Origin of the sequence: Bacillus sp. AR2-1 (assembly GCF_008368755.1) — a bacterium.
Lineage (GTDB): Bacteria > Bacillota > Bacilli > Bacillales > Bacillaceae_G > Bacillus_A > Bacillus_A wiedmannii.
Window position 1 is genome coordinate 375,562 of the sequence record NZ_QORY01000001.1, and the last position, 22,833, is coordinate 398,394.

General features: G+C 36.6%; 18 protein-coding genes and 1 pseudogene. 5 read left to right on the plus strand and 14 right to left on the minus strand.

The window, feature by feature from the left end; genetic code table 11:
• Positions 1 to 265: 265 nt before the first annotated feature.
• Entirely contained in the window at positions 266 to 3,181 is a 2,916-nt protein-coding gene (gene colA, locus DT250_RS01980; protein WP_149212409.1) for a collagenase ColA, read from the minus strand.
• Between the two features lie 201 nt (positions 3,182 to 3,382).
• The gene (locus tag DT250_RS01985) at positions 3,383 to 4,060 is read right to left on the minus strand and encodes an MgtC/SapB family protein (RefSeq protein WP_088064142.1); all 678 of its coding nucleotides are present in this window, start codon (positions 4,058 to 4,060) and stop codon (positions 3,383 to 3,385) included.
• A gap of 290 nt (positions 4,061 to 4,350) precedes the next feature.
• Here DT250_RS01985 and DT250_RS01990 point away from each other — a divergent pair, with 290 nt between their 5' ends.
• A complete protein-coding gene (locus tag DT250_RS01990; RefSeq protein ID WP_149212410.1) occupies positions 4,351 to 4,869 on the plus strand; it encodes a GNAT family N-acetyltransferase in 519 nt (172 codons plus the stop codon).
• Positions 4,866 to 5,114: pseudogene (locus DT250_RS32050) on the plus strand (GNAT family acetyltransferase); the annotation flags it as partial. The gene DT250_RS01990 and the pseudogene DT250_RS32050, both read left to right, overlap by 4 nt.
• A gap of 71 nt (positions 5,115 to 5,185) precedes the next feature.
• On the opposite strand, the gene DT250_RS02000 reads toward DT250_RS32050, so the two are convergent.
• Together DT250_RS02000 and DT250_RS02005 are read right to left on the minus strand one after the other, a co-directional pair.
• Complete coding sequence (locus DT250_RS02000; RefSeq protein ID WP_149212411.1) at positions 5,186 to 6,094, minus strand: VOC family protein; 909 nt, start codon at positions 6,092 to 6,094, stop codon at positions 5,186 to 5,188.
• Between the two features lie 175 nt (positions 6,095 to 6,269).
• Positions 6,270 to 7,181 carry a VanW family protein gene (locus tag DT250_RS02005; RefSeq protein WP_000488977.1) on the minus strand — a complete coding sequence of 304 codons (912 nt, stop codon included), beginning with the start codon at positions 7,179 to 7,181 and terminating at the stop codon, positions 6,270 to 6,272.
• 362 nt (positions 7,182 to 7,543) lie between these two features.
• Between DT250_RS02005 and DT250_RS02010 the strand changes: the two genes are divergently transcribed.
• Positions 7,544 to 7,885, plus strand: a complete 342-nt coding sequence (locus DT250_RS02010; RefSeq protein WP_116480664.1) for a hypothetical protein — start codon at positions 7,544 to 7,546, stop codon at positions 7,883 to 7,885.
• A gap of 117 nt (positions 7,886 to 8,002) precedes the next feature.
• Complete coding sequence (locus DT250_RS02015; protein WP_000345047.1) at positions 8,003 to 9,094, plus strand: DUF3900 domain-containing protein; 1,092 nt, start codon at positions 8,003 to 8,005, stop codon at positions 9,092 to 9,094.
• 392 nt (positions 9,095 to 9,486) lie between these two features.
• Here DT250_RS02015 and DT250_RS02020 read toward each other — a convergent pair whose 3' ends face one another.
• From DT250_RS02020 to DT250_RS02055, 9 genes are all read right to left on the minus strand, one after another.
• Entirely contained in the window at positions 9,487 to 9,834 is a 348-nt protein-coding gene (locus DT250_RS02020; RefSeq protein WP_137014375.1) for a hypothetical protein, read from the minus strand.
• 31 nt (positions 9,835 to 9,865) lie between these two features.
• Positions 9,866 to 10,027 carry a hypothetical protein gene (locus tag DT250_RS31545; RefSeq protein ID WP_088064148.1) on the minus strand — a complete coding sequence of 54 codons (162 nt, stop codon included), beginning with the start codon at positions 10,025 to 10,027 and terminating at the stop codon, positions 9,866 to 9,868.
• Positions 10,028 to 10,219: 192 nt separating this feature from the next.
• Entirely contained in the window at positions 10,220 to 11,065 is an 846-nt protein-coding gene (locus tag DT250_RS02025; protein WP_149212412.1) for an exonuclease, read from the minus strand.
• A 188-nt stretch (positions 11,066 to 11,253) separates the two neighbouring features.
• Positions 11,254 to 11,454, minus strand: coding sequence for a cold shock-like protein CspB (gene cspB / locus DT250_RS02030; RefSeq protein ID WP_001179147.1), 201 nt, complete (start codon positions 11,452 to 11,454; stop codon positions 11,254 to 11,256).
• A gap of 216 nt (positions 11,455 to 11,670) precedes the next feature.
• Positions 11,671 to 12,570 carry a WD40/YVTN/BNR-like repeat-containing protein gene (locus DT250_RS02035; protein ID WP_088064150.1) on the minus strand — a complete coding sequence of 300 codons (900 nt, stop codon included), beginning with the start codon at positions 12,568 to 12,570 and terminating at the stop codon, positions 11,671 to 11,673.
• A 16-nt stretch (positions 12,571 to 12,586) separates the two neighbouring features.
• Positions 12,587 to 13,030 carry a flavodoxin gene (locus DT250_RS02040; RefSeq protein ID WP_001062763.1) on the minus strand — a complete coding sequence of 148 codons (444 nt, stop codon included), beginning with the start codon at positions 13,028 to 13,030 and terminating at the stop codon, positions 12,587 to 12,589.
• A gap of 139 nt (positions 13,031 to 13,169) precedes the next feature.
• Positions 13,170 to 13,790: an acetate uptake transporter gene (locus DT250_RS02045; RefSeq protein WP_149212413.1), complete on the minus strand. Its 621-nt coding sequence runs from the start codon at positions 13,788 to 13,790 to the stop codon at positions 13,170 to 13,172.
• An 86-nt stretch (positions 13,791 to 13,876) separates the two neighbouring features.
• Entirely contained in the window at positions 13,877 to 14,272 is a 396-nt protein-coding gene (locus tag DT250_RS02050) for an NUDIX hydrolase (protein WP_149212414.1), read from the minus strand.
• Positions 14,269 to 14,610, minus strand: a complete 342-nt coding sequence (locus tag DT250_RS02055; RefSeq protein ID WP_097889890.1) for an ASCH domain-containing protein — start codon at positions 14,608 to 14,610, stop codon at positions 14,269 to 14,271. Before DT250_RS02055 ends, DT250_RS02050 begins: the two co-directional genes overlap by 4 nt.
• 140 nt (positions 14,611 to 14,750) lie before the next feature.
• Between DT250_RS02055 and DT250_RS02060 the strand changes: the two genes are divergently transcribed.
• Positions 14,751 to 15,308 carry a CatB-related O-acetyltransferase gene (locus tag DT250_RS02060; protein WP_097908199.1) on the plus strand — a complete coding sequence of 186 codons (558 nt, stop codon included), beginning with the start codon at positions 14,751 to 14,753 and terminating at the stop codon, positions 15,306 to 15,308.
• Between the two features lie 47 nt (positions 15,309 to 15,355).
• Here the strand turns inward: DT250_RS02060 and DT250_RS02065 are convergent, their stop codons facing one another.
• On the minus strand, positions 15,356 to 22,828 hold the full coding sequence (locus DT250_RS02065) for a DUF7507 domain-containing protein (protein WP_149212415.1): 7,473 nt from the start codon (positions 22,826 to 22,828) through the stop codon (positions 15,356 to 15,358).
• Between the last annotated feature and the right edge of the window lie 5 nt (positions 22,829 to 22,833).

Genomic DNA, 22,833 nt, shown 5'->3' on the forward strand with positions numbered 1-22,833 from the left:
TTGCTCACATCTCTATGAAATCATAATTCATCGATTGTATCTCATTTACTGATTAGGTCTACTTAACTTCAAGATAAGATCTCTTGATACTTGATTTCTTAATATCATTAGATACATTACCTATAGTTATTTTTTTATTTTAAATATTAAATTTTTAACATTCATAAAGATACCAATTTTTATCTTCATAACTGATATTGTAACCTGTATTACTTGATATAGACTTAAATTAATTTCCATTCATTGAAAGACAATTTCTCTTTTGCTATTTCACTTCTACCGTATAATTCCCTGTTCCTCCGCCATACTGATACACATGTAAATAATATTTCCCTGGATATGTGTAGTAACTTCCTACTAACTTATTCCCTTCTTGCTGGGCATACGTAACATAATTATTTAAATCCGCTTCTGAATAAAGAACCCAGTTTACTCCGATATTATTTTCCTTCGTTACATTAATTTGTAGGTTTTTCGCAGTTTCCACATTTATTTCAAAGTAATCACTCGTATCACCATTTCCTAAACTAGCACGTAAAACTTGATTTAATTGCAGTTTATTTGCTGTTTGGAATGAATTATTTGGCTCTTTTTCTACACTGTTATCTTCTTTCTTTTGAACCGTTACATTCGTTGTAACAGTATTCGTTAATCCTTTGTCGTCTGTTACTGTCAATTTTGCCGTGTACGTTCCTTCTTTTGTATACACATGAGTTGGATTTTGTTCATTGCTTACAGTACCATCACCAAACTCCCATTTATAAGCAACAATTTTTCCATCTTCATCTTTTGATCCATCGCTTTTAAACGAAATTGTTTCATTTAAATTTCCGTTATATGGACCATTTATAACCGCAACTGGTGCTTTATTCACAGCACCTTCTTCTGTATTCATACCATGGAATACAACATCATATTCAAATTGTCCTGATGCATTCACACGATAATTTACAAAGTAAGCTGTTACTGTTTTATAGCCTGTCCATTCTTTTGCACTTAAACGTTTTAACGTATCATTTACGTTTTGTGTAATTGTTTTCCAGTCTTCATATTCCCCTTTTGCAGTAGTACCTGTATACGTTCCTTGCAGTGTAAATGTATTAAAGAACTGTGATTTATTTTTCTTAACTGATACATTACTTAATTTTGCTTCTGCTGTAATTTCTGCCGCAATATTTGAAACTGGTTTTGGTGCGTGAGTTGTTAAATAATCATCTGATACTAATGGAACATTATATTTCTCTCGGTTATCGACTAACATTTGCATATAGTCTTGATACTCTTTATTTAAATTCGCATCTTTACTTAATGCAGAGCGGTATGCATCATATGCTGTTACATCATTTTTTCTAATAAGATCATGAACTTTGTCAAACATATCATATCTCTTATTGTACATATACGATTGTAAAGCGAATGAATAATTATAGAAATCCCACGTTCCATACTTTGCATTTAACGTTCGCTCTGCCGTATAACGTTCTGCTGGATTTGAAGATATTCCTCCTATAATGCTCTTTCTCGGTACAACATTATCCGTTCTCGTTGCCCCCGCAAAAAACTCCGCATTCCCTTCTTCAAACCAAGATAATCTCTCATTCTCATACATCTTACCTTGTCCCCAAAGCCCTGGTACTTCATATCTACCTTGTAAGTAATGAGTAAACTCATGTCGGAACAATTCTTCTAAACTATAAATACTTTCTTCTGGCGTACGTTCATAAGTAAAGAACGTACCTGTTCCTTCTATATATAGGCCACCGTTATTCGTTTCATATCCGTACAATTGACGATTAAATTGATATTCAGCTGGACTATTATAAATAACCATCGTTAATACATCATCAGGATTTCCTTTTTCTAAAGGTTGATCACTTTCAACTGTACGATGGAATTGTGCCTTTACTTCTTTTGCCGCCCAATATAGACGTTTTACTTTTTCTTCTGTCACTTTATCTCCAGCCTTTAAAACAATTGCCCCATCATCAAACGTATACGTTTTCGGCAAATATTTTTTCTTCCCGTCTTCTCGTATTTGATCTAAATTCACAACATTTCCATTTGCATCTTTCCCGCCATAGTTCGTCGCAATTTGCTCAGCCGCTACGAAATATTGCTCTCCTAAATACGGATACATTTTCATTGCGTCCGTTACAACTTGCAATCCTTTCGTTCCTGTACTATGGAACGTACCAAGTCTACCTGTATAATAAATACCATTATTAATTAACCAACCATTCTTCTCTGTCACCGTTCCAATTAAAGCAAAACGACTTAATTCATTAATATAGCTATCAATTTTTTGGTACCATACTGTATCTTTCGGTGCTTTTCTCGTATCGTACAAATACGATTGAATGTCGTAATCAACACCTTGCATAATATCGTAAATCGCATTTCCAGCTGAAAGATTGTCTACCAATGTAGAAAAATTATCGTTATATTGTTTAAAAATCTTTGCAGCTGATGTTATCGTTTCCACATCACTCGAAGCATTTCCTATTAATTTTCCGTATGATGATACTACTCTATTTTGTTCTAACGTACCGAGTTTGAAATTCGGGTTATTCGCAATCGTTTGTAATGCAGGTAAGCATTTATCATGATAGCTCCGCTCATTTAGTTTACTTAATTCCGCATGATAAAATCCTAAATAAAATCCTGAGCGTAATACCTCTACTAAAGTCTCAATCCCTTTGGAATCATCTTTCGTATAAGCTTGTCCTTGCTGCTTCAATTTATCAATAATTGCCTGCATTCTACTATCATTTTGATAGAATGCAAGGCTATCCTTATTAAATTGAAATAGACCCGTAATTTGCTCCCAATCAATTGTTACGAGTAGATCTACTAATTGCTGGTTGTTTAATTGATTTAATTCAGCAATTGTATAAGTTTTCGCTGCAGCTAATTGCTTACTTTCTTTTTTTACTTCAGGTGGCCTTTGCGATAAATCAGCAAATTGTAGCCTTTTCTCAAAAGACTTATTTTCAAGCACTTTTGATGGATGAGCTAATTCTTGCATTGGCAGTTGTACACCAACTGGCTCCATTTTGAGCACATTCCGATAAGAAACTTGCTCTCCCTTTTTACTTTCTGCCAATGTGCTCCCTTGAAAACTCCCTAACATTAAACTAGCAAAACTTACCCCTACTAACACTTTTTTTGAATAGCCTTTCATGCTCTCCCCTACCTTACATTTTTTAGTGTCCCGCACCATTATTTTACTATTCTTACTTTTTATTCTGTATTGAGAAAAATAAGGGAACGTTCACATATGTATCCATACCGCGCAAAATTAACACTTGACTTTATGTGAATTTTATATCAAAAAAGATAGATAATAGCGAAATTCCTGCTATATCTATCCTCGTTTTCAACGCTATGATTTTAACTTTATAAACGTAACTTCCGGTAATGCTTGCATATGCTGAATAAATTCATTCTTTTCTTCTGACGATATATTTTTCAGCTGCATCCCTACCTTATAAACTATTTCTGTACCTCGCTGCAAAGCTTCCACTTCATATGACAGTATTGGAATACCTTTCACTTGTAGCGTTTCTACTATTTGTTGTACCGCCTCATGTTTATTTATACACATTTGCACTGTTATATTTTGCGGAAATAAAAATTGCACCTTAAAAATACGACTCACAATCTCTAAACCAATTAAAACTAGAATCGTCGCTCCAATGCCTACTACATACATGCCAGCCCCAATTGCTAATCCAATTCCTGCTGTAGCCCATAAACCAGCCGCTGTCGTTAATCCTTTCACTGCCTGTTTTTGAATAATAATTGTACCTGCACCTAAAAACCCTACTCCACTTACAACTTGTGCTGCAATACGGCTCGGATCAAGAGCCATATGTTCCTCATTCATAATATCTGAAAAAGCATATTTCGAAACGACCATTATTAATGCACTTCCTACCGCTACTAGGAAATGTGTTTTTAATCCCGCTTCTTTTGATCGAATTTCCCTTTCAATACCGATTATTGCTCCTAACAAACCCGCAACACCGATTCGTATAATCAAATCAAAATTTACACTCACGAGCCCTTCCCCCTTTCATTCATTATAGATAGATAAAACAAAAATTATCACACACATCCTTTTATCGATATGAAGGAATTTTGCTAAAATACACTTAATACTCTGACCGTTTTATGTTAATATTTTAAATATTAACATAAAATAAATAACTTCTAATTTTAAAACTCCACTAATTTTCTTAAAAAACAAAGGTGGATTACATGAAATGAGGTTGAGAAAGTTAAGAAAACGCTTACATTTTATACCGTATTTTTTTATACATACTAAATAAATAAAGGAGCTTACTAACAATGAACGTCTCTTTACTTACACCTACTATCGATTTACAAGAAGAATACTTAGATTTTTATAACGAATGGAAAGATAGCGGTGAAACGATGATTCCGTGGGTTATTTCAAAGGACCCTTCTAACTTTCCGGCTATGATTCAAGAATTGCTCGATGCGCATAACGGAATAAACCTCCCTGAATCTTGGGTACCAGACTCTACGTATTGGCTCGTTACAGATGAAAATAAAATTGTAGGAGCTGTTAATATACGTCATAGTTTAACCGAGCATTTATTTAACGCTGGAGGTCATATCGGTTATGGCATTCGCCCTTCTGAAAGAAGAAAAGGTTATGCTACGAAGTTATTAGAATTATCGCTAGAAAAAACGAAGGAATTAAACATTACGAAAGCACTTGTCGTTTGCAACGACGTGAATACAGCTTCAGAAAAAACAATTTTACATAACGGCGGGCTTCGTGATGATGATTTCATTGAGGAAGATGGAAATGTAGTAAGAAGATTTTGGATTGAGCTATGAAGAAGTCATCCGATGAAAATAATCTTGTTATAGAGAAATATAGTAGAAGTAATGAGCTAAAAGTAAAACAACTTATTGATTTATACAATGAAGACTCTTATCTATTTAACTTATTACGAGATAATAAAACAAAATGTGTGTATATTGCCTACTATAAAAAAGATGTAGTAGGCGTCTTTTTCACGTGGAACAGTAACTTCCATCCATACTGCACATACTTTCGAATGTATACAAATCCGTTCTATGTAATCCTTGTGCTACTTGGATTACGTATCAAAAAGAAGTCGGAAAGTGATTATACACCTTCCGACTTCTTTTATGCTTTCTCTATTTCAAACTGCACTGTAATACCACTAGGATCTACTACTGTAAATCCGTTTGTACTTTCGTTTACTTTATGTTGTTTTTCTATTAATCTTTCTTTCACTTCATCTAATGCTTCTTTATGTGGTAATACAATTGTATACACTTTAAGTCCAGTTGCATGTGCGGGTGGGTGTGGATTATTTACTCCGTTCCACGTATTTGCACCGATATGGTGATGATATCCTCCTGCAGAAATGAATAAGCAGTCATCTTCACGCTGTTGTACTTCAAATCCTACTGTCTCTACATAAAACTCGTGTGACTTCTCTACATCTGCTATTCGTAAATGTACGTGCCCAACGACAGTATTAGCAGGCAACCCATCAACCTCATAATCAACGAGTGTTGCCAGTTCTTTTAAATCAAGCGGCGTACTGCCTCCTGGTCCTTCTCCCCATTGTTCGCGCGGACGGTCTGCATAAATTTCTATACCATTCCCCTCTAAATCTTGTAAATAAAACGCTTCGCTATACGTATGATCACTTGCACTATTAAACCTTGAGATCGGTAAAATTTCATTTGAATATGTATAACGTCCTTCTTGCTCAGCCGGACTATCAATTACATTCTTATTACGAATTACACCAAATAATGCCGAAGCAAAAGCCTCACGAGTCGGAACTAAAAAGGCTACATGATATATACCAGTCGTACGCGGTTCTTGCAGTACCCCGTCCTCTAACTTTTCAAGAACAAGTAACGTGTTCTTTCCACCTTTTCCTGATAAATATGCTTTATTCGCCTCTTGCTTAATTACTTCTAAGCCTACTACATTCTCATAAAATACAATTTGGCGCTCTAAATTTTGCACTTTAAATTCAACATGACCAATACGTGTTTTCGGGTGAATTTGTACCATGAATAACTCCATCTCCTTATCCTGATATTTTCCTATTTCATATAACCGTTACTATGAAGGATACAACTAAAATCATCCTATGTAAATAAGAAAAGTCAGAATTTACACTCATTTTTTATTTTCATAATAAAAAAGTCACCTCTTCTAACTTTCAGAAAAGGTGACTTTATAACTATTATTTCATTTTATGTACTTCAGCAACTAACTTTCCACCCTGAATGCCCATATAAAGTTTCACAGGTGCATCATTCGTGTTTTCAAACACTAAGTCTAAGTATGGATATGCAATTGTAGCATCTCTTCCTTGTGGAACATAACCTACCGTTTTAGAATGTGTCGTTCTCTCTACCATTTTCAAACCAGCTTGATCTGCTGCATTGTATAATGTTGATGATGTTTGACAAACACCACCGCCATATCCATCTACTAATTTACCATCTACAATTTCTTTTCCTAATTGATACCCTTTATCTGGCGTTGTATCACCAATTAATGCATTGAAAGAGAAACTGTCTCCTTTTGCTAATACAACTCCATTTATGCTCGCTGCTGACAAACGGATATTCTCAATACGGCCACCTGCTGAGCCACCTAAATTCGTTTCATATCTACCAATTACCGTACCACTTCCTTGCGCATCACTTAATGTTGCGATAGGCTTTTTCTCAACAATAGGTAATTGATATGAAGAATCCCACATGCCAACGTTTAATAATTTATCTACTAATTCTTTTTCCATTAATTCATAAGAAGGTTTTCCTTCTTGCCAACTTCCATCAGGTGCTACACGTGAAGGGACCATCTTTTTGTCCACGCTTTTTCCAACCTCGCTAGCAACCTTCGTTACCGATTTTTTAAATTTTGCTTCGTCTTCAAAATAACCTAGACTCGATAAATCTAGCTTTTTCACTTCCGTACCAGTACGACCATCTACTAAACTAATAGAATCCTGTACCTCTGCTTTAGCCTCTACCGTGTGGCCACCAATGTCACTTACTAATGCAACATCACTTACTTTTGCACCACAACCACTCACTATAGCTACACATAACACCCCAACTAATATACCCTTTACTTTACGGAACAATATACTCTCCCCTTTTTCCCAATATTACTTTTATGTATTATTTCATTTTTATGTATGTTTTGTTACAATCATTTTACAATATATTTATAAAATGTTACAAGTTATTTTTTACTCTATATAAATTACTCTTTTCTTTTCTAAATGTCTATACATATTTATATAAAAGTTGGAGTCCGATAGAATTGTAACCTTTATGTAACCTCACCTTTTTATCCAGTATATACCATAAAACAAAAGAAATACAAATGTAAAACTCCATATTCTTATTTATAAAGGAACACCTTGTGAACATAAATAGGTATTTGCCGTGCCACACTCCGCTTTTACACATACATTATGGTGAATTAACCTATTTTAAAGAAATGGAGGATGTTTTTATGTACCCCTACAATCCATACGATCCATATAACCAAAATGGTTATCAACCTCAATATGATTTACAAGCACAATACCAACAATATATAGATCCAGCAGAACAAGTTAATCCATATGATCAAAATCGACAATTCCAACTTCCCATCTCTTTTCCTGGTACTGGAAACCGTCAACTAGAAAGACGAGTAAATGAGCTTGAACAAAGAGTACGTCAATTAGAAAACACGGTTGAGCGTCATACACGTAGATTAAACCGATTAAACCAGCGTTTACGTACAATAGAAAACAGACTAAACATTCCATTTTCAGCATTAGAAGACGGATTTTAATTTCGAAAGTAAAAAATATATAAAGGAAGGGGCTCCCCCTTCCTTTATATAAATTGACGAAAGTTTTTTCCATCTCTATACTGATAAGAGTTAATGAAATGAAACAAGGTGATAAATATGGATTTTGAAATAAATTATCTTTCCTTTTATGTTGTACAAGTAGAAGGAAAAGGTGAAGCTGTTGATAAACGCTACAAACATTTTCAAACGTTAGACGCTGAAGAGTATGAAGATAGCTCCTTAAAAGAATTTTTAAATGGTGAATTATTAAAAATCTCAAAGCGAAAAGTAGAACGTCATGCGAAAACAGAACAAGCTCCGACAAAGATCGGTCGCTTCATTGTAGAAGAAGGGCACGAACTTGATTCAAACCCCCATTACAACCTCTTTAATCGCATTCGCTTTGCGGAAACAAAAGAAAACTTCAAAGATATGAGTGAACCTCTCGTTTATACATATCTGGACACAAGCGCTGTACGCGGTGGTGTATTTTTAATTGCGCAAGCAAAACTACGCAAATACTTTGATGATCCATTCGTTTTCGTTATGAAATGTGACTTCGAACCGAAAGTCGCTTCTATTTCAGATGAATCCACACTGATTCGTAACGTTGAAATGGCCATCACAACAAAAAATATGAAATCTATCCAATATCCGTACATGCCTGAAGAAGGTATGGTCGAAGTAGGCGAACTAAAAATTCACCAAGCATCTCACGCCCGTTATTTTGAGGACTTCTTAAAATTCGTCGAGTACGAACGCTCTATGCCTGAAATTATGAAAACACAAGTAATGGACATGGTATACGACCAAATTGAAGATGTATTTGAAGAAGGTACGGAAGAACGCGAACAATTCGACCAAGCAATGGAAGTATGGGCTGCCAGTCCGAAACGCGAAATTATGGAACAATTTTCAACCGAAGAAGTAATGGAAGCTACCGCTCAAATCGTCGAGCACGCTCCTGAAGTGGAATTAAAGCTAAAAGCAGACCATATCTCCGTAAAGGCCCTGCTTGCTGATTTCGGGGATCAAATACATATCGCAAAGGTAAATGACCGATACGTACTAATGATCGAAGCTGATACACTTACGTTTGAGAAAGGCTTCTCTCCGATTGAATTTCTGAAGCCAGATGAATTGCAAGATGTGATTGAGCGGATTGAGAATAAGCAACAGTATTCTTACGATCCGAACGGGATTGAATAAAGTGAAACTTTAATCAGTGGGGGTTTTGTTCATCCCCACTGATTATCAGCTCTCATCAATCGGGCTTTTACGGGCAGTTGATCCCCCACCTAACTTCGTTGCTTCAGCTGAATTTTAAGGTGGGGGATCAACTGCCCGTTAATGCGGGATAAATCCTTCCATATAACTATTCTTACTGAGCGCTGTTAACAAACGCTCTTTTATTTAGGACATAGTTGACAGTTATATAAAAAAACCGATTCTTCTAAGAATCGGTTTTTCTGCTTTAAAACAAAATATGCTTATTTTTAATCCAAGATAACAATTGTTGCAGAATCCAGTAGATTCCTTCCTTGTTGTACAAGTGTATTTCCATTAGAGTAGTCACTATGTATATTGGTAAAATGAAAATTTCACTTCACTACCTCAAATTTATTGTACTCGTAAAAAGATAATTGAAAACGATATTCTGGATGCTCTCTCACCCAATCGTAAGCTTCTTCTAAAATATCCATTTTGTTTTGTAAGTCATTAAGTTCACTACATTCGTCCCTTTTCTGTTTGCACAGAGGGCAGAATCCATTCACTATTTCGGCACTCTTCGCCCTAATAGTTTTACTTTCTAAGTCAACTACTAGACGAAGAAGAAGAGAATGCTCTTCTTTTGTAGTCACGGTCATTTCAGCAATCCCATCCTCATTCCAAAAGACTCCGTTTAATTCCATCTTTACGGCGACGTCTTTAATATCCAAGTCTATCACCATCACACCTCCCTTGTATAAAACTCATATTTTACTCTTCGATTTTAACCTTTAATACACCATGATTTAAAGATATATTAAGCGTTTTCCAATTTTTCTTCTTTGCTATGAAAGGAAGTGTAATTACTGCTAATAGCGTGGTAAATATTATCCCAAAAACTAAAACTGTTACAATGTTAAAGATTGCTTCCATTTAACTCTATCCTTTTTCATTTCTATGGGCTCTAATTTTATGAATGTATTTAAAAATTCTTACCACACCTTAATTTTCAAAGCAATTATAATGGCCCAATCACAACAAATCAATTCCTATTTAATATGAATACTTTATTCATCCATCAGTACAATGACGTTAAATTTATGTAGCTAGAAATAGAGGAGAATGTCATTTAACCTCTACATTCTCCTCCATCTCAGCCAAATACCTAATCTGCCTTTCCGCTTTTCTCACCGCCGTAGGAAAATGCTTTTTCAGAAGTGCTATTGTAGCTTCACTTATATAATATCTTTCCGTTATACTTTCCCACGTGTCACTATTTTCAAATGCACTCCAAACGAAAGGACGCTCTGTATTTTTTCTCATTTCTTTAAATACCCATTTCCGCATCTTTTTTTTCGCTTTTTCTGTTAGTTTTCCGTTCTCTACAAGTTCAAGCTCACCATGTCTTTTGTACCGTTTACGAATGTCTCTCTCGCTATATACTTTAAGAAGTATATTCGCTGTATTCTCAGCATCCGCTAAAGCTCGGTGCTGCTTCCCTTCCCACGTTAAACCGAGCTGTTCTACTGCAAATTGTAAACTTGGTGTATGCTCAAATAACTCTTCATACGCTTGGAAAACAAACTTCTGCAAATCAAATTTGCTCTCTTTTTCCATACATGGGCATTCTACACCGTGTAACGTACAATCATGAGATAAAAAACGATAATCTTCTCTTCCCCATGAAACAAATACAGAGTCTTCTCCGATAAATTGAATAAATTTCTCTATAATTTGCGGAAATTTCTCCACACCAATTAAATCTTCCTTTGTAATTCCCGTTAATTTTGTCGTATGACGAGTGAGTCGTGCACTCGGCTTTACTAACTCCGAAAATTCTCCAATTACCTTCATTGTACTTGCTTCTATTTTTACAGCTCCGATATCAACTATCTCTGACGGATCTTCTGATTTATACGGCCTGAAATTTCTCTCTATATCGAACACAATAAAATGTGTAGCGTTTTCCAATTTATTTACCTCTTTCTAAATTCCTTTTCACACACATACTCTATTTTCAGTATTTATTTATTCATACACTTTATGCATGAAATACTTCGTCTAATAAACGAAAATTTAATCTCATTATTATATGTACATAGGAGGTTATTCAATAAAAATGCAAAAAAAAGAAGGGCAAGCCCTTCTTTTTTCCGTAATTACTTCTTGTTAACGTTTGTAGCTTGAGGTCCACGGTTACCTTGTTCTACTTCGAAAGTAACTTCTTGACCTTCTTCTAAAGATTTGAAGCCGTCGCCTTGGATAGCTGAGAAATGAACGAATACGTCTTCTCCGCCTTCAACCTCGATGAAACCGAAACCTTTTTCTGCGTTAAACCATTTTACTTTACCGTTTTGCATTTAAAAAATCCTCCTACAATGTACCTATATGTACATATTCATTTTCAACCACTTTACAATAATACTTCAAACATTAAAAAACTGCAACCCCAGAGGAGATTTAACATTGCTATCCTCCTCGGAAGTTACAGCTCATTTAAATCTCTATATTATTAAAAGTAAAATGGTTTAAAGTAACTATATCATATCAATATAATAAAAGTAAAGTTTTTTTTGCTATATAATTTTTTTCTTCCACTGCATCGCTTTTGATTCACCTGATCCAGCTACAACATAACCCTCTTTTTGGTTAACGATGCGCCAGCCATGCCCTTTAACTGAGTCACATACTGTAACAAGTCCTTCTTCTAAAAGTACACGACAAACCGTACTAATCCCCGCCTTATTTTGCGTTGACGTTGTATATAGCACATGTTGATCTACACTCAAGGCTAAATAGCTACTTGCTTTCTGCTCACTTTGACATGTGTGCCAATATGTTTTTTCACTCTCAATACTTTCATCTATTTTACAAAAAGAAATATTCCCGCTAATCCCCTTGCACGATCCACTCGCTGCTACTATATAAGAATTGTGTACAGTCAACGCTGAGATCATCTGATTCATCACGATTTTAATCCTCTTTAATTTACGTGTCTCCAAATTAAAGAGCCAAACCCCACCATATTTAGCATGTATTTTCGTACCGATAAATAAGTAATGTTTATATAAAAATAACGATCGAATAGATGGTGCCCCGCCACCATACTCAAGAAATGGATGAATGGTTTCCCATGTCGAACCAAAATCATTAGAACGATACAACGTTTTATCTCCATGAGCAATGACTGTTCCTTGTACATTACTACACACATTCCAACTCGTTGCTTTTGTTGGAAAACGCTGAACCGTCCAGTTCTCTCCACCATTCATACTACGAATAAAAATCCCTTCGTCACCTACACCATACACTACATTATCTTCGCTATGTAAATCCCTAATTCGTTTTTGAAAACCTTTTAATATTTGTTTCCATTCTCCGTCTCGTTCAATAAATAAGCCATTATATGTAGTAGCTAACATAAGTTTTCCATCTCTTAACTTTGTAATAGCGGTCGCACTTAACATTGTCTCCACGTTGACACTCCCATTCTTAGAACTTCTCAGCAAATGCAATTGCAAAATTACTGCATTTTTCAACATCCTCTTCATCTTCTGGAGCTAGTTCGATTTTCAATCCTTCTTGTACAAGCTCTGCACCGCGTTCTACAAGTCTTTCTTCAAATATCGTTACCGCTTCACAAAATAGTTCATACGCCGTATCACCTGATCCGAATACCGCTACTTTCTTTCCTGATAAATCTATATTTTCTAAGTCCTCATGGAAATCTTCCGCCTCAAACGGTAATTCACCATCGCCCCACGTATAAGATCCTAAAATGATTCCATCATAGGCTAATAATTCTTCAGCATCCATGCCTTCCATTTCTTGCAATACTACTTCATGATCAAAAGCATCTAAACTAACTTTTATTAAATCAGCAATACTCTCTGTATTTCCTGACATACTTGCATAAGCTATTAAAATTTTTGCCACTTCGGCATCCCCCTCTCACAATAAATGATTCTCATTCTCATTATATTAATAATGATAATCAATTTCAATTGTATTTTTCATTTTTATTTATTCCATATAAAAAAGCACAGATGACTATACAATCACCTGTGCTTTTTTATTACTTTTTAAAAATACCAAACGGCTTTCCAACTGGTAATACAACTTTACCGAAGTGTGTATTTAACACTGCTGCTGCTGAACCATAGAAAGATAATAATGAAATACATAGTTCAGAATACGCTGCTAAATTATGCATTGCATGTGGCATAACACCTAAAGTACTTAATGAAAGACCAATAAATAAGAAATCAATAAGGACGAAAATCATAAATAATACTTTATGTGTTTCCATTGCACCAATTGTCATAAAGATTGTGAAAATCAAATATCCAATAAAGGCTACACCCAGCTGTTTTGAATCTGCAGCTTGTGCTAATTTTTCGCCAAATACTCCAAGTTGAATTAACCAAGACATTCCAACACCTAACCAAAATAGGCCGTATGCACCGAATGCTGTTGTACCGAACGTATTGTTATGCTTTGCATCGTGAATGCACGCAAAGATTTGTGCAAATCCTCCTAAAAAGATTGCCCACGGTAATACAAGTGAAACGCCATCTGTTAAGCCTAACTTTTGAGATGATGCTACAAGTGTTACCATCGCTAATCCAAATAGACCAATTCCAGATGGATCTGCTGTTGTCATTTTCACATGATGTGTAGTTGTTTGATTGCTCATATAAACCTCCTGATTATAAACATACTCGAATACAATACTTAAATCAGAAGGCTATGTCAATGGTTTTTTTTGTATGTTGTCAGACCTTACTTTTTATAATGATTACATATACTTCCGACCACTTCATACGGTTTTATATTCACTTTCTCCAACTCGTGTATCGGCAACCATAATGGAATATAACTCCCTCTATCTTTCATTTCGAATTCTTCAGCTTTACCACTTCCGAAAACTCCACCTACAATATGGGCATTAAAATAATACTCCGTTCCCTTATACTCCACCTTTGCAATGAGATGCTCCACTTTTATATGTACCCCTAACTCTTCATAAGCCTCTCGCTTCGTTGCCTCTTCAGGTGTTTCTCCTTCTTCAATTCCTCCTTCCGGAAAAACATAATATATTTCTCCTTCTCGGATACGTTTTATAAGTACGATTTTCCCTTCCTGCACAATGATAGCCGCGCCGCGATTTCTTATCATTTTATTACCTCAATACGAATCGCAACTGTTCCCCACTTTTCTTCTTGTTCTTTCGTATATATTTTGTATGTACTTTCTAGCATTTCCTCTAAACTATCATTTTCACAATCCAATAATTTGTGATCAATTTGTTCGTACATCGCTTTAAAGCTTTCGTATCGTTTTATTTCCGTTACTTTGGCAGTCATCGTTTCCTCTGTCGTAAGGTGCGTAAATACAATATGATCGCCTTGTTTTATAAGTTGACGTTTTGCATCGTATAAACGTACTTCATATACTTTTTTTCCTAATTGAATTGATTGAAAAGGTTTATTATATAATCCCATTTCGTATATCATTCATTCCACTCCTTTTTTATGCATTACGCCTACTACTATTTTTGTGCATTACCAATTCATACAACACAGTTCGACTTATTCCAAGTTGCATATAATGTTCCATATCCATTACTTGCTTTAGAGAGGATGCTAAATTTGTTATGTTATTTTTAAATCAAAAACCTGAATATAATAAATATGATATTGGTGATTATACTTATAGTAAAGTAGGTCCAACCATTTTTTCTTGGAATGATGAAACAAAATTAAAAATAGGTAAGTTTTGTTCATTAGGAGAAGAAGTCGTTTTTATACTTGGCGGTGAACATCGCGCAGACTGGATAACGACATACCCATTTAATGCATTTTTTAATGAAGGAGCACATATTACTGGTCATCCTTCTTCAAAAGGTGACATCGTAGTCGGCAACGATGTATGGATTGGTTATCAATCCTGCATTTTATCTGGTGTTACAATTGGTAACGGAGCCATTATTGGGGCAAAGAGTGTTGTTACAAAAGACGTACCTCCATATGCAATTGTAGCTGGTAATCCTGCAAAATTTGTTCGATATCGTTTCCCGCAAGAAACGATTGACAAGCTAGAAAAACTCGCATGGTGGGATTGGGATATTTCTGTTATAAAAGGAGCCATTCCATTTCTACTTTCCAACAAAATCAACGAGTTTTTTACCTCACCGGAAAATGAATCTATGTGATTAATACAAAAAGAGCATCCTATTCTTTCAGGATGCTCTTTTTGTTTTTATTTCTTATGTTCGTGCAAATGATTACACGGAGAACATTGAAATGGAATTTTATCTAAGCAATTAAAGTTTGTTTCACAAATTTGTTCGATCGTTGGGACGAACGGTATGACCACAATATTACTTTCTATTATTTGTGTAACAGGCGGTAACACTGTACCTACTTGATGTTCGAAGCGAATACTCGCTTGATTTATATAATTTCCTGAACCACTTGGCGCGCTCTGAACTACTACTTGGAACGAGACTGTGCGTGCTTCACCTGGATTTAAACTTCCTATAAGAAATCCTGATATTGGGTTTACATTTGGCACTGGCGTATTATCAACCGTTACACTTCCAAGGACAAATTGAACACTACTATCTAACATATCTTGAAAACGAATATTTTGTATCGCTGTATCTCCCGTATTTGTAATAACTGTCGTAAACGTAATAACATCTCCTATTGTTGCTGTTTGATGGTCTGCCACTTTTACAACAGTCGTTGAGACATTTTGAGGAATAAACGGGATAACAACTGTATTGCTATCGCCTTCAACTACTACAGGCGGTTCATTTGGATTCACAATTGCAAGCCCACTCGCCGTAGCTGTATTTGTAACTAAGTTATTTATTTGCCCTCCTGTTATTACAACTTGGAAATTAATAATTGCTGCATCATTTGGCTGAAAATCACCTAACGGAATACCTGTATTCGGGTTGGCAAATGGAAAAGGTACATCATTTACCGTTACCGAGCCATTTATAAATAACGTATTCGGATCAATGATATCTGTTAAAACAATATTCGTCACAGGAACTGTACTATCATTTATAACAGCAATTCCGTAAGTGACAACATCTCCTACCATCGCTACTTCAAAATCCGCTCCTTTTGCAACAAATAAGATTGCCGTATTTACCGTCACTATAACTGTATTGCTCGTATCCATCACTGTAACTGGCGGTTCTCCTGGTACTAAAATATATTCTGCTAACGCCCCAGCAAGGTTCACTACTGTACCACCATCTGGAAAACTTGTAATCGTAGCTTCATATGTTACAAGTGCCGTCTCACCCACTGGGATGTCTGGTATCGTAAATCCAGCCTGTGGATTTAACCCTGGTTGCGGAACTCCATTTATCGTTACACTATTTGGAACAAACTCAGCTTCCTGAGATAACACGTCTATAAATTGAACATTCATCGCATCAGCCGTACCAGTATTTAATATACGAACAGTATACGTTACCGTTTCTCCCACTCCAACAATCGGATGATCTACTTCTTTCAGCATATCTAAACTACCTCGATTTACTGGTGTGACTGTCGTATTACTTGAGTTCGTAATTGTAAACGGTGGTTCTCCTGGAATCAATTCGAAATCACCAGTTACTCTCGCTGTATTCATAATGCTACTAGAAGGCGGAATTGCGATTACATTTACTTCAAATGTAATTAATATACTGTCCCCTACTGCAAGATCTGGTAATGAAAAGCCTACAAATGGATCTAAACCTACTTGCGAAATTCCATTTATTTGTACACTTCCAGGAATGAATTCTAAACTAGGTGACGGAACATCGATAAACTGAACATTCGTCGCTAATACCGTTCCCGTATTTGTAACTTGCACACTATAAGTTAACGTATCCCCTAATCGTGTTGCTTGCTTATTTACGGTTTTTATAACATTAAATCTCCCTCTATTTACCCTTGTTATTGTCGTATTACTCGGTTCAGTTACTACAACCGGCGGCTCTCCTGGTACTAAAGTAAAGCTTCCTGTTATATTTGCAACGTTCGTAATGGTTCCTGATGACGGGATGTTTGTAACTGTCGCTTGAAACGTCACGATAACTGTTTCTCCAACTGGTATATCTCCAACTCCAAAGCCAGTAATCGGATTTAAGTTTGGTTGCGGGGCTCCATTTATCGTTACACTACTTGGTACAAATGACGCTCCTGCTGAAATCGTATCAATAAACTGAACATCATTAGCTGTTACTGTTCCTGTATTCGTTATTTGAACTGTATACGTTAATACATCTCCAACGAGAGTAGCAGCCCTATTTACTTGTTTAATAACATTAAATCGTCCTCTATTTACAGTTGTAAGTGTTGTATTGCTCGGTTGGTTTACTACAACTGGTGGTTCTCCTGGTACTAATATAAAGCTTCCCGTAATATTTGCAGTATTAGCAATTGTTCCGTTTGATGGAACACTGACAACTGTTACTTGGAACGTAACTTCTACACTTTCACCTGGGCTTATATCTGGAAGCGGGAATCCATTATTAGGATTGAATCCAGGTTGTAGCACACCATCTATCGTTACACTATCTGGTATAAATGTGATCGAGGACGGTAATACATCACTATATTGAACATTTGTCGCTACCACTGTACCTGTATTTTGAACTATTGTTGTATATGTGATTGTATCACCTACTGCAACAACCGGCTGACTTACTGATTTTAAAACATTTAAACCGGGTTCATTAATTTCTGTTAATGTCGTATTACTTGTTGTTGTTTCTGTAATAGGCGGCTCTGTTTCACTTACAGCAAATGTAGCTGTAACGTCTACAAAGTTAACAATCGTTCCCCCCTCAGGTATGCTCGTAACCACTTCCTGATATGTGACAAGTACAAAATCATCTACAGGGATATCTGGAATTGTAAAGCCAATGAAAGGATCTAATCCTGGTGCCGGCACCCCATTTATGCTCACACTTCCCGGTACAAATGCTACACCGGCGGAAGTTGTATCTATAAATTTAACATTCGTTGCTGCCACTGTACCGAAATTAAAGATTAATACATCATACGTTAATATTTCTCCAACCGTCGCTACCTCTTTATCGACTAGTTTTAATGGAAATATAGACGCTATATTAATTGTCGTAACGACTAAATTCGTTAATATCGTTTCCGTAATTGGTGGTTCCTGCGGATTTGGTTGTGAAGTAAATGTAACATCTGCATCATTTAATATGACTTCATTATCTGGAATCTCCGTAATCGTCACTTGGAACGTCACAGCAATATTTGCACCTGCATTTAATAACGGACTAACTGGAAATCCTGTTTCTGGATTTAAGCCAAGTTGCTGCGCCCCACCTATCGTTACACTATTTGCTACAAATATCGTTCCTTCTGGTATGACATCTTGAAAGAACACATCTGTAACTGGTATAATTCCTACGTTTGAAATTAGCACAGTATACGTTAATACATCCCCAACCGCTCCAGCAGCAACATCAACTGTTTTTGTTGCTGTTACTTCACCAGGAGGAGGTAACGGTATCGTAACTACTGTCGTATTACTTGAATTGGTTGTTGTTACAGGGGGCTGTAAAGGATTTAATAAAAAAGTAGCTGTTGCAGATGCCGTGTTTAATACGGCTCCGCGCGTGGATGGCGCAACTACTGTTACTTGGAACGTTACAGTCAATGATGTTCCAGCAGCAATATTAGGAAGCGTAAAACCTATATTTGGATCAAATCCAGGTTGAGGCGTTCCATTTATCGTTACGCTATTTGCTACAAATGTTGTTTCTGGAGCAATTGAATCAATGAAGGAAACATTCGTTGCTGTTACTGTGCCGTTATTTCGAATGACTACAGAATACGTGTAAGTCTCTCCAAGTGCAGCTTGTTGTACAGATGAAGATTTTTGTATATTTAATCGAGCAGTGTTTACTTGCGTCACAACGAAATTACTATTCGTAACAGTCGTTATTGGAGGGTTTGCTGGATTTATAAGAAAACTTGCAGTAACGTTCGATTGGTTTCTTATATTTCCACCGCTCGGAACACTCGTCACTGTAACTTGAAACGTAATCGTAGATGTTTGCCCGACCGGAATATTTGGTACTGGGAAACCTACCATAGGATTCGCGCCTTGCTGAACAACTCCATTTATCGTCACACTATTTGCTACAAACGCAGTACCAGACGGAATTGGATCTTGAAAAATAATATTCGTTGCAGGAACAGTTCCTGTATTTTGAATAAGAATCGTATACGTTAACGTATCTCCTACTCCTGCTTGTGGTGTATTTACACTCTTCATTACATTAAGTGATCCTACATTCACTCGTGTCACAACAATGTTACTAATCGTTACAATTGTAACTGGTGGCTGGAGAGGACTTACTTGGAAATCAGCAGTTACATTCGCATTATTCGGAAGAACTCTATTTGGTGGTACACTCGTAATCGTCACTTGAAAAGTAACTGTTACCATCCCTCCTACCGGAATGTTAGCAAGTGGAAATCCAATTATTGGGCTTAAACCTGGTTGAGGCGTTCCATTTATCGTTACACTATTTGCTACAAACGTTGTTCCAGATGGAATTGGATCAACGAATGATACATTTGTCGCTGCTACTGTTCCACTATTTTGTATACGAATTGTATACGTTAGCGTATCTCCTACACCTGCTTCAGTAGCACTTACACTTTTTATTACATTTAGCCCTGAAGAATTCACCACTGTATTAACAGTATTACTTGGCACCGTTACAGTAATTGGTGGCTCTGTTGGATTTACAAGAAAATCTCCAGTTACATTCGCATTATTTACAACATTATTTCCTTGAGGAATTTCATCAATTAATACTTCAAACGTAACAATTACACTCGCGCCAGTAGGCAAATTATTTAATAAGAATCCAAGTTCTGGATCTGCCCCTTCTTGTAAAACACCATTAACAACTACACTGTTTTCAATAAATAATGTCCCTTGTGGAATTGAATCTTGAAAAAATACATTTGTAGCTGGTACACTACCTGCATTTATGATTTCAATTGTATATACTAAAACATCCCCTACCGTTGCAACATTCGTATTCACTGATTTCACAACTTCAAAGTTCCCTGATTGTACTGTTGTATTCACAATGTTACTCGGAACATTGATTGTTACTGGTGGTTCACTCGGGTTCACTTGAAAACTCGCTGTTACATTTGCTTGATTTAAAATATCTTCATTTTCTGGATCCTGTACAATTAATACGTCAAATGTGACTACAACTGTTTGAGCCGCAGGAATATTCGGAAGAGAGAATCCTGTATTCGGATTCAAACCACTTTGCGATACTCCATTAACGGTTACAGAATTTGCAACGAAAGAAACCGCTGAAGAGATAATGTCTTGGAAAAATACATTTGTTAACGGAACGTTTCCTGTATTTTGAACGGCAATTGTGTATGTTAAAGTATCCCCTACTGCCGCTTGCGTTGTATTCACTTCTTTTATTACATTTAAACCGCCTGTATTAACTTGTGTCACAACTGTATTCGTTTGTCTATTAATCGTCACTGGTGGTTGATTCGGAATAACGACGAAATTAGCAGATACATTTCCACGATTCGCAATCGTACCTCCTGATGGCGTAGATGTCACTCGGACTTGAAAACGCACTGTCCTACTTCCACCTGGAGAAATATTTGCTACCGCAAACCCAGTCGAAGGATTTGCTCCTGGTTGTGAAACCCCATCTACAGTCACACTATTTGCGATAAAAGTTGTTCCAATTGGAATTGGATCTTGAAAAATAACATTTGTCGCAAGTACATTTCCGGCATTCTCAATTGTAATAGTGTACGTAAGAACGTCATTCACTGTCGCAAAAGCTCTATCCACTGCTTTTCTCGTTCTTATATCAGCTACATTAATTGTAGTAAATACAGTGTTACTTGTCGCCTGTCCTGAAATTGGTTGTTGACCAGGTACTGGAGTAAAGTTAAATGTTACACTCGCACGATTTGGAATTGGATTTACAAGCGGATTAGATGTTACTCGAACTTGAAAACGCACTACCGTCGTTTGCGAAGCATTAATACTTCCTAGATTAATACTACTTGCTGGATTTGCTCCTGGACGTGCTACCCCATTTACCGTGACACTATTTGGAACAAATGTTGTGCCACCAGGGATACTATCAACAAAAACAACATTATTTGCAGTGACATTTCCATTATTCGTCACATTAACTGTGTATGTTAATACATCATTAAGGGTTGCTGTCTGTAAATCTACAGATTTTTGCATACTTATAGTTGCTTGATTCACTGTCGTTTGTACTGAATTTGAAGAAGACATACTTGTAATTGGTGGACTACCGACGAAAGGACGGAATTGATATGACACCATTGCGCGATTCGGAATAGGATTTGGGTTCGGAAACGATGTTATTCGCACTTGAAATGTAACAACTCTTTGCGCGTTAGTTGGGATTGTGCCTAAATTAATTCCATTAGCAGGGTTCGCATTCGGCTGTGTTACTCCACCTACCGTTACACTACCTGTAACAAACGTCGTTCCGTTCGGAATACTATCTTGTAATATAACATTTTCTGCACTTCCCGTACCTGTATTAGGAACTGTAATTGTGTAGGTAAGAATATCTCCAACTCCTGCAACTGTTCTATTGACCGATTTAACAGGATTAATAATTGGCCCCGTTGCATCAATTTGAACCCCAAAACCAGCTGCAGCATATCCATCTCCATTAGTAACGAATCGAACCGTTGCTGACGTTTGATTATTTACTAATGATGCAGAGGCATTTACATTTGTAATATCCCACCCTTGTCTTCGGACGGCTAAAGCTATCCCTAAAGGCTGATTCAAATCTCCAAACGTTCCAGTTGTATCTAACTCTCCAATATCGTTACAAATTTGTGACTGAAAAAAATTATTTGCGGGGTTTCTCGGGCCGGATAATGCAACTGTAGTATTTGCATTCGGTCCAAAACGAAGTTGATCTCCAACAATGTTAGAATCACCTTCTTGAGCAGTTACGAGCACCCGTCCTGTTACAGCTCCTGTGGCTGGAGTAGCAAATCCTGAAATAGTAGCATCCACTGGTGGTGATGAAGCATCGATAATTTCTTGACCTGCATAAACTGATAAATTCCGAAGTGGCAAACTAGCATTTTGATACACAACCTCAAGCGTCCATCCAGCCGAACGACTAATAGTTGGATCAGATGAAGTTCTTGCAGCTGGCACAGCCCCGGTTGTATATGTGCCTGCCCCACCCGCACTAACAAGATTCGTTACATTGGCAGAGCGCGCATAATAAAACTGATTCCCTACTGAACCTTGCTGCGCAGTAGCAGGATCTGGCGTAACAGAAAAAGTCCCAGCCGGTGTTGTAAATGTAATATTATCATTTAAAAACGGTAAAACATCTTCCGTATCAGTCCGGAAAGTACCAGCCCAAACTAATTCTGCATATAACACACTACTTCCCGCTGGAAGATTTAAAATTGCACTTGAAGAATTCAATTGCCATTCATCTGTTGTCCCTACCGGGAATCCTGGTACTTGTAGCGCTGTATTTACTGTCGTAAACACAGCAAGTGTACCAAAAATATTACCTGGTGCAGGTGATGTAGGGCTAAGCCCTAACGTATTCCCAGTGAACGTGACGGCACCAGGTACTGTTGTTGTAAAACGATTTATAAAAGGCACACAAT